Genomic DNA, 13,520 nt, shown 5'->3' with positions numbered 1-13,520 from the left:
CAGCATTCCAGTCCCGCCCTCGAAGCCCCTGCTCTACAGCTATCGCCGCTGCCCCTATGCGATGCGGGCGCGCATGGCCCTGCTCGGGGCCGGGCTGGACTTCGAGGCCTTCGAGATCGTGCTGCGCGCCAAGCCCGCGGCGCTGCTGGCCCTGTCGCCCAAGGGCACGGTGCCGGTGCTGCATCTGCCCGATGGCCGGGTGCTGGAGGAGAGCTGGGACATCATGCGCTGGGCGCTGGAGCCCGAGGATCGCGACGGCTGGTGGCAGCGGGCGCAATCGGGCGAGAACCTCGACCTGCTGCGCCGCAATGACGGCGACTTCAAGCATCACCTCGATCGCTACAAATACCCCGAACGCTACGCCGGTGCAGAGGAAACGGCCCGCGAGCGGCAGCGCGCGCAGGCCCTGGCCGCGCTGCCGCTGCCGCTGGAGCGCCGGCTGCAGGAAGGCCGGCCCTATCTGGGCGGCGCTGCGCCCTGCGCCACCGACCTCGCGATCTTCCCCTTCGTGCGCCAGTTCGCCGCGGTGGAGCCGGCCTGGTTCGCCGGCCTGCCGCTGCCGGCGCTGCAGGCCTGGCTCGCCGGCTGGCTGGGCAGCCGCCTGTTCGAGGCCTGCATGGCCAAGCTGGCGCCGCAGCTGGCCATGGCGTTTCCCGCGCTGGAAGCCGGGGTCTAGCCGCGCGGGCGCGGCGCTCGCCTATTCTTTTCGGGTCTCGTTTCGCTGGAGGCCGCCATGAGTCGACATGTCATCGAAACCCCGGCCGCGCCCGCCCCGGTTGGGCCCTACTCGCAGGGCGTGGCATGGGATGGCTGGATCTGGACCTCGGGCCAGGTGGCGCTGGACCCCACGACGGGCCAGCTCGTCGGGCAGGATGCCGCGGCCCAGGCCGAGCGCGCGCTGCAGAACATCCGGGCCATCCTGGCCGCCGCGGGCTCGGACCTGGAGCAGGTCGTGCGGGCCGCGGTGTACCTGACGAACATGGACGACTTCGCCGCCGTCAATGCGGTCTATGCCAGGTATTTTCCGAGAGCCTTTCCGGCCCGGGTCTGCGTCGAGGTGTCCCGTCTGCCGCTGGGGCCCCTGGTGGAGATCGATGTCACGGCCAGGGTCGCGCCCTGAGGCGGCCGCCCGACTGCCGGGGCGTGATCCGCCGCGTCGACGACAATCGCGCCCATGGCAGTCCTCTCCCTCTCCAACGCCCATCTCGCCTTCGGCCATGTGCCGCTGCTCGACGGGGCCAATTTCGCCCTCGAAACCGGCGAGCGCGTCGGCCTGATCGGCCGCAACGGCACCGGCAAGTCCTCGCTGCTGAAGATCCTGGCCGGCCTCGAGAAGCTCGACGACGGCCTCTTGCAGCTGCAGCAGGGCCTGACCACGGTCTATGTGCCGCAGGAGCCGGTGCTGCGGCCCGAGGCGACGATCTTCGAGGTGGTCAGCGAGGGCGTGGCCGAGGCCAAGGCCCTGCGCGAGCGCTACGAGCGCCATGACGAGCACGACGACCTGGCCTGGGTGCAGGAGCGCATCGAGCAGATCGGCGCCTGGAACTGGGAGCAGCGCGTCGACGAGACCCTGCACCGCCTGGGCCTGGACGGCGAGCGCGTCATCGGCGCCCTGTCCGGCGGTCTGAAGAAGCGCGTCGCGCTGGGCCGCGCCCTGGTGGCCCAGCCGGACGTGCTCTTGCTGGACGAGCCGACCAACCATCTGGACCTGGACGCGATCGCCTGGCTGGAAGGCCTGCTGAACGATTTCAAGGGCTCGCTGCTGCTGATCACCCACGACCGCGCCTTCCTGGACAACGTCGCCAACCGCATCGTCGAGCTGGACCGCGGGACGCTGCGCGGCTATCCGGGCAACTTCGCCGCCTTCCAGGCCGCCAAGCAGTACGAGCTGGAGAACGAGGCCCTGGTCAACGCCCGCTTCGACAAGCTCCTGGCCCAGGAGGAGGTGTGGATACGCAAGGGCGTCGAGGCGCGCCGCACCCGCAGCGTGGCGCGCATCCAGCGCCTGGAGGCGATGCGCCAGGCCCATGCGGCGCGGCGCGATGTGCAGGGCAAGGTCAAGCTGGACATCGACACCGGCGGTGCCAGCGGCAAGATCGTCGCCGAGCTGGAGAACGTCTCCAAGCATTATGGCGAGCGGGTGATCGTGCGCGATTTCAGCGCCACCATCCTGCGCGGCGACAAGGTCGGCCTGGTGGGCCCGAACGGCGCCGGCAAGACGACCTTGCTGAAGATGATCCTCGGCGAGCTGGCACCGGATGGCGGCGAGGTGCGCCAGGGCTCGCGCATGAGCGTGGCCTACTTCGACCAGATGCGCGACACGCTGAAGCTCGACGCCACCCTGGCGGACACCATCAGCCCCGGCAGCGAGTGGATCGAGATCGGCACGCAGAAGAAGCATGTGAAGAGCTATCTGGGCGACTTCCTGTTCTCGCCGGCGCGCGCCAACTCGCCGGTCTCCAGCCTGTCGGGCGGCGAGCGCAACCGCCTGCTGCTGGCGCGCCTGTTCGCCCGCCCCGCCAATGTGCTGGTGCTGGACGAGCCGACCAACGACCTGGACATCGAGACCCTGGAGCTGCTGGAGGAGCTGCTGGCCGAGTACGACGGCACGGTCTTCCTGGTCAGCCACGACCGGCGTTTCCTCGACAACGTGGTCACCTCCACCATCGTCAGCGAGGGCGACGGCCGCTGGCGCGAGTACGAGGGCGGGGTGCAGGATTGGCTGATCCAGTCCAAGCGTGCCGCCGCCATCCAGGAGCAAAGGGCCAGGCAGGCCGGCGCGGCACCGGCTGCCCCGCCCGCGCCGGCACCGGCGCCCGTGGTGGCCAGCACGAAGAAAAAACTCAGCTACAAGGAACAGCGCGAGCTGGACGAGCTGCCCGGCAAGATGGCGGCGCTGGAGGCCGAGCAGACCCAGCTCAACGCCCTGCTCAATGGCACCGAGCTCTACGCCCAGGGGGCGGCCCGCATTGCCGAGGTGACCGAGCGGGCCGGCGAGATCGAGACCGAGCTGCTGGCGCTGCTCGAGCGCTGGGAGACGCTGGAGGCACGCTGAACGGACTCCCTCCGAAGGCATAGCTCCGAATTCATCCCCCTGGGCCTCGGCAAACGGGCCGAAAAGCTCAACAATGGCTCGACTGCCCCTGTCGAGAGAACCCATGAGCCAGGAATCTGCCACGCAGATGCGTGCCGACCGGCACCATCAGATGTTTCCCACGCTGACGCCCGACGAGATCGCGCGCATCAGCCGCTTCGGCACGGTGCAGCGTTTCGAGCGCGGCCATTTCCTGGTGCGCGCCGGCCAGCGTCCGCCGGGCATGGTGGTGCAGCTCGGCGGCAGGGTGCTGCTGACGCAACGCAACGGCCTGGGCGAGGTGGTGCCCATCATCGAGAACGGGCCCGGCCAGTTCCTGGGCGAGGTGGGCCAGCTGTCGGGCGCCGCGGCCCTGGTCGATGCCGAGGTGCTGGAGGACCTGGACGCGCTGGTGATCCCGACCGAGCAGCTGCGTGCGCTGATCATCGGCGAGGCCGATCTGGGCGAGCGCATCACGCGCGCGCTGATCCTGCGCCGCGTCGGCCTGATCGAGGCGGGCATCAGCGGGCCGGTGCTGGTGGGTTCGCCCGAATCGCCCGCCATCGTGCGCCTGCAGGGTTTCCTGCGTCGCAACGGCCAGCCGCATCAGCAGATCCAGGCCAGCGAATGCTCGGCCACCGCCACCCTGCTGGAGCAGTACGGCGTGGCGGCGGACGACGCGATGGTGGTCTGCCCGAACGGCGCGGTGCTGGTCAACCCCAGCGAGGCCCAGCTGGCGCGCTGCATCGGCATGCTGGACATGCGCGAACGCGAGGAGCTGTTCGACGTGATCATCGTCGGCGCCGGGCCGGCGGGCCTGGCGGCGGCGGTCTATGCGGCCTCCGAGGGCCTCAGCGTGGTGGTGCTGGACTGCCGGCATTTCGGCGGCCAGGCCGGCGCCAGCGCGCGCATCGAGAACTATCTGGGCTTCCCGACCGGCATCTCCGGCATGGCGCTGGCGGGCCGCGCCTTCGTGCAGGCGCAGAAGTTCGGGGTCGACGTGATGATCCCCTCCGAGGCCCAGGCGCTGGATTGCAGCCAGGCCGGTCCCGAGGGCCAGCTGCGCCTGCAGATGTCCGACGGCCGCTGGCTGCGCGGCCGCACCGTCGTCGTGGCCAGCGGCGCGCGCTACCGGCGGCCCGAGGTGCCGCGGCTGGCCGAGTTCGAGGGGCGCGGCGTCTGGTACTGGGCCTCGACGGTGGAGGCCAAGCTCTGCGCCCGGTCCGAGGTGGCCCTGGTGGGCGGCGGCAACTCGGCCGGCCAGGCCGCGGTCTTCCTGGCCGAGCATGCGGCCAAGGTGCATATGCTGGTGCGCGGGCCCGACCTGTCGGCCAGCATGTCGCGCTACCTGATCGACCGCATCGCCAACACCTCCAATATCGAGCTGCTCACCCACACCGAGCTGAGCGCGCTGCGCGGCGAGCGCGGTGGCAAGCTCAGCGGCCTGAGCTGGCGCGACCGCCGCAGTGGCGAGCAGGGGGATTGCGACACCCGCAATCTGTTCCTGTTCGTCGGCGCCGAGCCCGAGACGCGCTGGCTGGAGGGCTGCGGCGTCGCGGTCGACGCCCATGGCTTCGTCTGCACCGGCGCGGCCGCGGAGGCCGCCGCGGGCGCCTATCTGCCGGGGCCGCTGGAAACCAGCGTGCCGGGCGTGTTCGCGGTGGGCGATGTGCGCTCGGGCTCGGTCAAGCGGGTCGGCGGCGCCATCGGCGAGGGCGCGGCGGCGGTGGCCTCGATCCACCAGTACCTGGCCGCCCGCTAAGGGCGGCCCGGCGGGCCGCTCAGCGCGGCAGCGGCCTGAGCCGGATCTCGAACACCCAGGGCCAGAACTTGCCGGTGACGAAGATGCGGTCGCCCTGGGCGTCGTAGGCAATGCCGTTGAGCACGTCGACGCGGCCGGCCTCCTCGCGCGTCAGCAGGCCCGCCAGCTCGATGCGACCGGTGACGCGGCCGCTGTTCGGGTCGATGCGCACGATCTCGTCGGTCTGCCAGACATTGGCCCAGACCTCGCCCTTGATGTATTCCAGCTCGTTGAGCCGGTCGATCGGCCGGCCCTGCTCGCGCACGCTGACGCGGCCGATCTCCTTGAGGCTTTGCGGGTCGAGGAAGCGCAGCTGGTTGCTGCCGTCGCTCATGATGATGCGGCGCTCGTCGCGGGTCAGCGCCCAGCCCTCGCCGGGGTAGCGGAAGGTGGACTTCAGCGCCAGGGTGGCGCGGTCGCGCACGAAGCCGACGCCGTTCTTCCAGCTCAGCTGGATCAGGCGTTCGTCCCAGTCGACGATGCCCTCGCCGAAATACTGCGCCGGCAGGGCCTCCTCGCGCAGCACCGCACCGCTCTCCAGCCGCACCTGGCGCACCACCGAGCGGCCTTCCAGCCCGGTGCTCTCGTAGAGCATGCCGTCGCGGTAGAACAGGCCTTCGGTGAAGGCGCCGGTGTCGTGCGGGTATTTCTTCAGCACCTGCACGCCGTAGCGCGGCGTCTGGGCGTATTGCGCCCAGGCCGGCGGCAGCGCGGCAAGGAGGGACAGCGAAAGAACGAGCAGCAGGCGGGCGAGACATGGGCGCATGGCGCCGCATCATAAAGAGAGCGAAGGGACAAAGCATCGACTTGTGTCGCGCGGCGGGCGCGGGGCCCGGACTCGGGTAGATTCACCGGATCTTCCGGTGAGCGGGTGGGCGATGGGCTTGCGCGTCAAGGTGGTGCTGTGGGTGCTGTCGCTGTCGGCCACGCTGGGCGGACTGGCGCTGTGGTTCCTGCATGCCAGCGTCGAGCAGAACCACCTGGCGCTGGAGCAGCGCGCGGTGCGCGCGGACCTGGTGCGCCTGCTGCAGACCCTGGACGACGAGCTGGCGCTGCGCGACCGGGTGCTGCGCGAATGGAGCGTCTGGCCCGATCTCTACCAGTACGCGGCCGACGGCAATGCGCGTTTCGCCGCGCAGAACCTCAACGCGGCCAGCATCGGCAATTCGGGGCTCAACTGGCTGGGGCTGTATGCGCGCGACGGCGCCCTGCGGCACAGCATCGCCGCGCCCGGGCAGGCCAGCGGGCTGGATTTGCCCGCGGACTTCGGCCCCGCGGTGCAGGCCCTGCTGGCGCGGCCGGCCCTCGACGCCAGCATGCCCTGCGGCCTGGCGCGGGCCCGGCGGGACCTGATGATGGTGTGCCGGCGGCCGCTGCTGGACGGCTTGGGCGGCGCACCCGCGCGCGGCACGGTGGCGATCGCCGAATGGCTGAGTCCGGCGGTGCTGCTGGCGGTGGCACGGCGCAGCGGGCTGGAGCTGCAGCTGCACCCGCTGCGCCCCGGCGAAGCCCTGCCGGGCGAGCCGCTGGCGCTCGAGCTGCGCTCGCAGACCGGCCTGGGGCCGGCACGGCTGGATCGCATGTCGGCGCAGCTCGTGATCTACTGGCCGCTGCACGACCTGGCTGGAGCGCAGGTGGCGGTGCTGGAGACGCGCTGGCCGCGCCACATCCTGCAGCAGGGCCGGGAACTGCTGCAGCGCGTGCGCTGGGTGATGCTGGGCCTGGCGCTGGCCTTGGCGGCCGGCCTGGTGTGGGCGGCCGACCGGCTGCTGGTGGCGCGCCTGGTGCGGCTGCGCCGCGAGATTGCCGACATCCGCGAGCAACGCGACTGGGGGCGCCAGGTCACGGTGCGCGGCCAGGACGAGATCACCGAGCTTGCCGGCGGCGCCAACCACCTGCTGGGCGAGATCGCCGCCCAGGTGCATGTGCTGGAGCGGCTGTCGCGGACCGATGCGCTGACCGGGCTGGCCAACCGGCGCTGCTTCACCGAGCGGCTGGAGCTGGCGATGCGCCAGCGCCAGCGCTGCAACGAGGCCCTGACCCTGCTGCTGCTCGACGTCGACCATTTCAAGGCCTACAACGACCGCTATGGCCACCAACGCGGCGATCTGGCGCTGCAGGCCGTGGCCGCCTGCCTGGCGGGCGCGGCGCGCCGGCCCGGCGACCTGGTCGCGCGTCTGGGCGGCGAGGAGTTCGCGCTGCTGCTGCAGCGCACCGACCTGGCCGGCGCGCGCCACTGCGCCGAGGAGATCCGCGGCGCGCTGGCCAGCCGCGCGGTGACGCACGCGGCCGGCGGCGCCTCGGGCCGCCTGACGCTCAGCATGGGCCTGGCCGAGGCCTTGCCGGACGAGACGCCGGACAGCCTGTATCAGCGCGCGGATGCGGCGCTGTACCGGGCCAAGGCGGAGGGGCGGGACCGGGTCGCGGAGTAGCTGTGCAGCGGCGGTGGCACACTCGTCGCTGCACAGCGGGAGCCTGCCGATGAGCAATTCCACCTTTGTCGCCGCCGACGGCGACGGCTACGAACTGAACATGGGCCGCTGGAGCCGCCGGCTGGCCGGGCCCTTCATCGGGTTCGCGGGCCTGCCGCAGGGCGCGCGCGTGCTCGACGTCGGCTGCGGCACCGGGCATCTGGCGGGGGCGCTGGTCGCCGAGGCGGCCGAGGTCCATGCGATCGATCTGGCGCCGGTCTATATCGAGCATGCCCGCCGGCATTACCCGCAGCGCGGGATCAGCTTCCAGGTCGGGGATGCCTGCGCCATCGACCATCCGGACGCGCGCTTCGATGCCGCGCTGGCCATGCTGGTGCTGCATTTCGTGCCGCAGGCCGAGCGGGCCATCGCCGAGATGCGCCGCGTCACGCGCCCCGGTGGCCTGGTGGCCGCCACGGTCTGGGATGCGCGCGGCGGCTTCGTGGCCAACCGGCTCTTCTTCGACACGGCCGCGGCCCTGGATGCCCGGGCCGGGGAGCGCCGCGCCAGGAACTACACGCGGCCGATGACCAGGCCGGGCGAGCTGGTCGCGGCATGGCGTGCCGCCGGCTTCGTCGACATCGACGAAGCGGTGCTAAGCATCCGCATGGAATTCACCTCCTTTGCCGACTATTGGGCGCCCTATCTCGGCGGGGATGGCCCCGGGGCCGAGCATGTCCGGTCCTTGTCGGACGCCGAGCGCGAGCGCCTTTGCGAGGCCGTGCGGGCCGCCTATCTGGACGGCGAGCCGGACGGTCCGCGTTCCTATGCCGCGCTGGCCTGGGCGGTCAAGGGCCGCGTGCCGATGGGGGGATCGCAAACACGCGCTTAGCGCAGCGCGGCGCGTTCCTGCTCCAGCAGCCGCCAGAAGCGCACGTCCTGCGAGGTCGCGAAATTGATGCGCATCAGCGTGCCGGCCTGGCGGCTGGCGCTGAACAGCAGGCCCGGCGCGATCAGCCAGCCGCGGTCCAGCAGGCGGTGCGCCAGGCGCTCGGTGTCGACGCCGGCATCGACCCAGCCGAACAGGCCCTGCGGCGGCGTCACGAAGGGACAGCCGGCCTCCTCGGCCAGGCGCACGGCGCGCAGCCGCGCCGCGTCCAGCCGGCCCATCACGCGCTCGGCATGGCGGCGCAGCTGGCCCTGCTCCAGGCAGATGGCCACCGCGCGGTCCAGCAGCGGGCTGGTGGTCAGCGTGGACAGCAGCTTCAGCTCGGTCAGCTTGGCGATGCGCTCGGGGCTGGCGGCGAGAAAACCGACGCGCCACGAGGGCGTCAGGATCTTGGAGAAGCCCGAGACATAGATCGTGCGCTTCAGCCCGTCCAGCGCCGACAGGCGCGGCGCATGGTTGGGCGCGAAGAAGGCATAGGTGTCGTCCTCGACGATCAGGAAGTCCGCCGCCTCGGCCAGCTTCAGGATCTCGTGTGCGCCGGCCAGCGACAGGCTGTTGCCGGTCGGGTTGTGCAGCACCGAGACGGTGACGTACATGCGCGGCCGGTGCTGCTCGACCAACTGGCGCATCACCGCCAGGTCGGGGCCGTCGGCGCCGCGCGGCACGGCCAGCAAGCGCATGCCGGCCTGCGTGAGGCGCGCGTACTCGATGGCCCAGCCGGGATCGTCGACCAGCACCGCGTCGCCGGGCGCGAGCAGGGTGCGGGTGATCAGGTCCAGCCCATGGGTGGCGCCTACCGTGCTGACGATCTGGCCCGGTGCGGCGGCGATGCCCAGATCGGCCAGGCGCTGGGCCAGGGCCTCGCGCAGCCGCATGTCGCCGCCGGGCTCGCCGTATTGCAGGGCCAGCTGGTCGGCGCCCTCGCTCTGGGCCACCACCTTGCGCATCGCGCTCTGCACCACGGCCAGATCCAGCCAGTCGGCCGGCAGGGTGCCCAGGCCCGGCGCGCTGCGCGCATCGGCCTGGAACATGCTGCGGATCAGCGCGGTGGCATCCAGCGGCGCGCGCGGCGCGGCGGCCGCCGCGCGCGTGCCGGCGGCCCGCGGCTGCTCGCGCGCCGCCGACCGGGCCTCGCGCACGAAGAAGCCGCGCTGCTTGCGCGCCTCCAGCAGGCCCTGGGCCAGCAACTGGTCGTAGGCCGCCACCACGGTGTAGGGGCTGACGCCATGGTGCCTGGCGCATTCGCGCACCGAGGGCAGGCGTGCGCCGGGCAGCAGCAGGCGTTGCTGGATGCGCTCGGCGAAGCGCTGGGCCAGCTGCTGGGCCAGCGGCGTGCTGGCGCCGCGGCTGAGGGCGGCGGCCTGCGAGGTCGGGGCTGTGCTGGTGTTCATGCCAATACAGAAAAGTGGCGTGTGCCGTAAAGTGTACTGGTTCTGTATTGGTTGTGCGCGCTAGACTGGGCCGCACCATGATGCAGCGCTCCGGCCTCGCTCCCGCCCCGCCTCCGATGCCGCCCGCGCTCGACGCGCAGCAGCGGCGCGGCCTGCTGCTGGGCCTGCTGGGCGTGTTCATCTTCGCGCTGAGCATCCCGATGACGCGCCTGGCCGGCGGCACGGCCACGGCGCCGCAGCTCGATCCGGTGTTCGTCGCGCTGGGGCGGGCGGCGCTGGCCGGGATCTTGTCGGCCGCCTATCTGTACCTCACCCGGGCGCCACGACCCCGGGGCGCGGCGCAATGGCGCGGCCTGGCGCTGACCGCGCTGGGGGTGGTGTTCGGCTGGCCCCTGTTCCTGGGCTGGGCGGTGCGCCATGTCGACGCGGTGCATGCCTCGGTGATCTCGGGCGTGCTGCCGCTGGCCACCGCGGCCATCGCGGCCCTGGCCCTGCGGCAGCGGCCCTCGCCTGGTTTCTGGGCCTGCGCCGTCACGGGCCTGGCCCTGGTGCTGGGCTTTGCCTGGTGGCGCGGTGCGGCCGGTTTCCAATGGGCCGATGGCCTCCTGCTGCTGGCGGTGCTGAGCGCTTCGGCCGGCTATGTGGGCGGGGCCCAGCTGTCCAAGGCCCTGCAGCCGCAGCAGGTGATCTGCTGGGTGCTGGTGCTGAGCCTGCCCGTCACCCTGCCGGCGGGTCTGCTGACCTGGCCGGACCAGCCGGTGGCCTGGTCGGCCTGGGGCGGCTTTCTCTATGTCTCGCTGTTTTCGATGTGGCTGGGCTTCTTCGCCTGGTATCGCGCGCTGGCGATCGGCGGCACCTTGCGGGTGAGCCAGGTGCAGGTGCTGCAGCCCTTCCTGTCGATGCTGCTGGCGGTGCCGGTGCTGGGCGAGCGGCTGGACGCGATGACGCTGGTGTTCGCGCTGGCCGTGATCGGCGTCGTCTGGGTGGGCAAGAATATGCCGGTGCACAGATGATGATGCGAACGCTGGGCATTCTGGGCGGCATGAGCTGGGAATCGACCGCCCATCTCTACCGGCTGCTGAACCAGGGCGTGGCCGAACGCCTGGGCGGGCTGCACAGCGCGCGGCTGGTGCTGCACAGCGTGGACTTCGCCGAGATCGAGGCGCTGCAGCGCGGCGGCGACTGGGCGGCAGCGGCCGCGCAGTTGGGCCGCGCCGCCGCGGGCCTGAAGGCGGCAGGGGCCGAGGCGCTGCTGATCGCCACCAACACCATGCACAGGGTGGCCGACGAGATCGAGCGCCGCTCCGGCCTGCCGCTGCTCCATATCGTCGACGCCACGGCCGCGGCGCTGAAGGCCGCCGGCATCGCCAAGGCCGGCCTGCTGGCCACGCGCTACACGATGGAGCAGGATTTCTATCGCGACCGCATGGCCGGGCGCCATGGCATCGCGCTGGTGACGCCCGATGCGGCCGGCCGCGCCGAGGTGCATCGCATCATCTACGAGGAGCTGTGCCGGGGCCGCCTCGTCGAGGCCTCGCGCGCCTTCTACGAGCGGCAGGTGGCCGCGCTGGCGACGGCCGGCGCGCAGGCCGTGATCCTCGGCTGCACCGAGGTCTGCCTGCTGCTGGATCCGGCCCGCCCCGGCCCCCTTCCCCTGTTCGACAGCACATCGCTCCATGCGCAGGCCGCATTGGACTGGATGCTGAGCCCGGACGGTCAGACCTGCCTGCGCAGGTCTGACCGCCTGGCGAAGGCCCCCGCGCCTGCCTGCACGGGGCTGGCTGCGCCACAATCGTCAGACTCTGTTGGAGACCCGAAACCATGAGCCGTAGCAGTCCCTGGACCCAAGCCCGTCGTGCCGCGCGCATGAACCCCTCGATCATTCGCGAGATCCTCAAGGTGACCGAGAAGCCCGGCATCCTGTCGATGGCCGGCGGTCTGCCCTCGGCCGACACCTTCCCGGTCGACGCGCTGAAGGCGGCCTGCGACACGGTGTTGAGCAAGAACGCCAAGGAGGCGCTGCAGTACGCCGCCAGCGAGGGCTTTGCGCCGCTGCGCGAATGGGTGGCGCACAAGGTCGCGTCGCTGGGCATCCAGGCCAGCCCCGAGCAGGTGCTGATCACCAGCGGCTCGCAGCAGGGCCTGGACCTGGTGGGCAAGATCCTGTGCGACGCCGGCGCGCCGGTGGCCGTCGAGACGCCCACCTACCTGGGCGCGCTGCAAGCCTTCACGCCCTACGAGCCGATCTTCACCAGCCTGGCCAGCGACGGCGAGGGCGTGCGCCCCGAGGCCTTCGAGCGCCTGCCGCACGACGCGCCGGGCACGCGCTTCGCCTACCTGCTGCCCAACTACCAGAACCCGACCGGCCGCGTGATGAGCCAGGCCCGCCGCGAGGCCGTGATGGCCGCGGCGCGCCAGGCCGGCGTGCCCGTCGTCGAGGACAACCCCTATGGCGACCTGTGGTTCGACCAGGCGCCGCCGCCGGCGCTGAGTTCGCTTTGGCCCGAGGGCTCGATCTACCTGGGCAGCTTCTCCAAGGTGCTGACGCCCGGCTTCCGCCTGGGCTATGTCGTCGCGCCGACCGAGCTCTACCCGAAGCTGCTGCAGGCCAAGCAGGCCGCCGACCTGCACACGCCCGGCTTCAACCAGCGCGTCGTGCACGAGGTCATCAAGAACGGCTTTCTGGACCAGCATGTGCCCAGCATCCGCGCCCGCTACAAGGCGAACCGCGACGCGATGGCCACGGCGCTGCAGCAGCACCTGCCGGCCGGCTGCGAATGGCAGAGCCCCGAGGGCGGCATGTTCTTCTGGATCCGCCTGCCCGAGGGTTTCGACGCGATGGCCCTGCTGCCGCAGGCGGTCGAGGCCGGCATTGCCTATGTGCCGGGCGCGGCCTTCTATGCGCACAAGCCGGATGAGCGCACGCTGCGCCTGTCCTTCGTGACCCTGACGCCCGAGCTGATCACCGACGGCGTGGCCATCCTCGGCCAGGTGCTGAAGGAGGCGCTGGTCGAGGCCGCGGTGGAGCCGACGCCTTGAGCACCGGGCTGCTGCGCCGCTTCCTGCAGGTCGATGTCTTTGCCGACCGGCCGCTGAAAGGCAACCCGCTGGCGGTGGTGGTGGATGCCGAGGGCCTGGACGAGGCGCAGATGGCGGCGTTCGCGCGCTGGACCAATCTGTCCGAGACCACCTTCTTGCTGCCGCCCAGCGACCCCGCCGCCGACTACCGGGTGCGCATCTTCACGCCCGGCGGCGAGCTGCCCTTCGCCGGCCATCCCACGCTGGGCTCGGCCCATGCGTTCCTCGCCACCGGCGGCGACCCGAAGCGGCCCGGCGAACTGGTGCAGCAATGCGCGATCGGCCTCGTGAAGATCAAGCGCGAGGGCGCGCGCCTGGCCTTCGCGGCGCCGCCGCTGAAGCGCAGCGGGCCGGTCGAGGATGCGGCGCTGCGCGCGCAGGTGGCGCGTTCGCTGCGCCTGGCCGAGAGCGAGCTGCTGGAGCTGGCCTGGGTGGACAACGGCCCGGGCTGGATGGCCGCGCGCCTGAAGGACGCCGCCACGGTGCTGGCGCTGCGGCCCGACTATGTGGCCATGAAGGGCCTGAAGCTGGGCGTGGTGGGCGCCCATCCGGCCGGCGCGCCGGCGCAGTTCGAGGTGCGCGCCTTCGTGCCCGACCTGGGCGTGCCGGAGGACCCGGTCACCGGCAGCCTGAACGCCGGCATCGCGCTGTGGCTGCAGGGGTCGGGTCTTGCTCCCGAGCGCTATGTCGCCGCACAGGGTGCCGCGCTGGGCCGCGCCGGCAGGGTGCATGTGGCGCGCGAGGGCGAGCACACCTGGATCGGCGGCGACGTGGTGCCGCTGATCCATGGGCAGGTGAGGCTCTGAGCCGGATAGAG

The 13,520-nt window shown here is 71.8% G+C and carries 12 protein-coding genes; 10 read left to right on the top strand and 2 right to left on the bottom strand.

Annotation, left to right across the window (positions count from 1 at the left end; translation table 11 throughout):
- Positions 1-4 precede the first annotated feature (4 nt).
- The 4 genes from AC07OQ_RS07875 (at position 5) to AC07OQ_RS07860 (ending at position 4,835) form a co-directional block, all read left to right on the top strand.
- Positions 5-676 (top strand): glutathione S-transferase, encoded by a 672-nt coding sequence (locus tag AC07OQ_RS07875; protein ID WP_495052606.1) that lies wholly within the window; start codon positions 5-7, stop codon positions 674-676.
- Positions 677-733: 57 nt separating this feature from the next.
- The gene (locus AC07OQ_RS07870; protein WP_495052550.1) at positions 734-1,120 is read left to right on the top strand and encodes a Rid family detoxifying hydrolase; all 387 of its coding nucleotides are present in this window, start codon (positions 734-736) and stop codon (positions 1,118-1,120) included.
- Positions 1,121-1,174: 54 nt separating this feature from the next.
- The gene (locus AC07OQ_RS07865) at positions 1,175-3,055 is read left to right on the top strand and encodes an ATP-binding cassette domain-containing protein (RefSeq protein ID WP_495052549.1); all 1,881 of its coding nucleotides are present in this window, start codon (positions 1,175-1,177) and stop codon (positions 3,053-3,055) included.
- A gap of 103 nt (positions 3,056-3,158) precedes the next feature.
- Positions 3,159-4,835: an FAD-dependent oxidoreductase gene (locus AC07OQ_RS07860; RefSeq protein WP_495052548.1), complete on the top strand. Its 1,677-nt coding sequence runs from the start codon at positions 3,159-3,161 to the stop codon at positions 4,833-4,835.
- Positions 4,836-4,854: 19 nt separating this feature from the next.
- Here AC07OQ_RS07860 and AC07OQ_RS07855 read toward each other — a convergent pair whose 3' ends face one another.
- Positions 4,855-5,640, bottom strand: a complete 786-nt coding sequence (locus AC07OQ_RS07855; protein ID WP_495052547.1) for a glutaminyl-peptide cyclotransferase — start codon at positions 5,638-5,640, stop codon at positions 4,855-4,857.
- A 97-nt stretch (positions 5,641-5,737) separates the two neighbouring features.
- Between AC07OQ_RS07855 and AC07OQ_RS07850 the strand changes: the two genes are divergently transcribed.
- On the top strand, positions 5,738-7,306 hold the full coding sequence (locus tag AC07OQ_RS07850; RefSeq protein WP_495052546.1) for a GGDEF domain-containing protein: 1,569 nt from the start codon (positions 5,738-5,740) through the stop codon (positions 7,304-7,306).
- Between the two features lie 49 nt (positions 7,307-7,355).
- Positions 7,356-8,177 carry a class I SAM-dependent methyltransferase gene (locus AC07OQ_RS07845; protein WP_495052545.1) on the top strand — a complete coding sequence of 274 codons (822 nt, stop codon included), beginning with the start codon at positions 7,356-7,358 and terminating at the stop codon, positions 8,175-8,177.
- Here the strand turns inward: AC07OQ_RS07845 and AC07OQ_RS07840 are convergent.
- On the bottom strand, positions 8,174-9,625 hold the full coding sequence (locus AC07OQ_RS07840) for an aminotransferase-like domain-containing protein (RefSeq protein WP_495052544.1): 1,452 nt from the start codon (positions 9,623-9,625) through the stop codon (positions 8,174-8,176). The genes AC07OQ_RS07845 and AC07OQ_RS07840 overlap by 4 nt on opposite strands.
- A 77-nt stretch (positions 9,626-9,702) precedes the next feature.
- Here AC07OQ_RS07840 and AC07OQ_RS07835 point away from each other — a divergent pair, with 77 nt between their 5' ends.
- The 4 genes from AC07OQ_RS07835 to AC07OQ_RS07820 are packed head-to-tail and all read left to right on the top strand — an operon-like array spanning position 9,703 to position 13,509.
- Positions 9,703-10,638 carry a DMT family transporter gene (locus AC07OQ_RS07835; protein WP_495052543.1) on the top strand — a complete coding sequence of 312 codons (936 nt, stop codon included), beginning with the start codon at positions 9,703-9,705 and terminating at the stop codon, positions 10,636-10,638.
- Positions 10,635-11,450, top strand: coding sequence for an aspartate/glutamate racemase family protein (locus tag AC07OQ_RS07830; protein ID WP_495052542.1), 816 nt, complete (start codon positions 10,635-10,637; stop codon positions 11,448-11,450). Before AC07OQ_RS07835 ends, AC07OQ_RS07830 begins: the two co-directional genes overlap by 4 nt.
- Positions 11,447-12,664 carry an aminotransferase-like domain-containing protein gene (locus AC07OQ_RS07825; RefSeq protein ID WP_495052541.1) on the top strand — a complete coding sequence of 406 codons (1,218 nt, stop codon included), beginning with the start codon at positions 11,447-11,449 and terminating at the stop codon, positions 12,662-12,664. Before AC07OQ_RS07830 ends, AC07OQ_RS07825 begins: the two co-directional genes overlap by 4 nt.
- A complete protein-coding gene (locus tag AC07OQ_RS07820; RefSeq protein ID WP_495052540.1) occupies positions 12,661-13,509 on the top strand; it encodes a PhzF family phenazine biosynthesis protein in 849 nt (282 codons plus the stop codon). The genes AC07OQ_RS07825 and AC07OQ_RS07820 overlap by 4 nt, the downstream gene beginning before the upstream one ends.
- Positions 13,510-13,520 lie beyond the last annotated feature (11 nt).

This window comes from Roseateles sp. GW821-FHT09B06, assembly GCF_059418245.1.
The sequence above is the reverse complement of the archived record's forward strand: the minus strand, read 5'-3'. Positions and strand labels throughout refer to the sequence as shown.

Excerpts from the sequence above, each read along its gene's own strand:
- AC07OQ_RS07840 (WP_495052544.1), bottom strand. The coding sequence starts at position 9,625 with ATGAACACCAGCACAGCCCCGACCTCGCAGGCCGCCGCCCTCAGCCGC.
- AC07OQ_RS07825 (WP_495052541.1), top strand. The coding sequence starts at position 11,447 with ATGAGCCGTAGCAGTCCCTGGACCCAAGCCCGTCGTGCCGCGCGCATG.
- AC07OQ_RS07855 (WP_495052547.1), bottom strand. The coding sequence starts at position 5,640 with ATGCGCCCATGTCTCGCCCGCCTGCTGCTCGTTCTTTCGCTGTCCCTC.
- AC07OQ_RS07835 (WP_495052543.1), top strand. The coding sequence starts at position 9,703 with ATGATGCAGCGCTCCGGCCTCGCTCCCGCCCCGCCTCCGATGCCGCCC.
- AC07OQ_RS07870 (WP_495052550.1), top strand. The coding sequence starts at position 734 with ATGAGTCGACATGTCATCGAAACCCCGGCCGCGCCCGCCCCGGTTGGG.
- AC07OQ_RS07865 (WP_495052549.1), top strand. The coding sequence starts at position 1,175 with ATGGCAGTCCTCTCCCTCTCCAACGCCCATCTCGCCTTCGGCCATGTG.
- AC07OQ_RS07860 (WP_495052548.1), top strand. The coding sequence starts at position 3,159 with ATGAGCCAGGAATCTGCCACGCAGATGCGTGCCGACCGGCACCATCAG.
- AC07OQ_RS07830 (WP_495052542.1), top strand. The coding sequence starts at position 10,635 with ATGATGATGCGAACGCTGGGCATTCTGGGCGGCATGAGCTGGGAATCG.
- AC07OQ_RS07845 (WP_495052545.1), top strand. The coding sequence starts at position 7,356 with ATGAGCAATTCCACCTTTGTCGCCGCCGACGGCGACGGCTACGAACTG.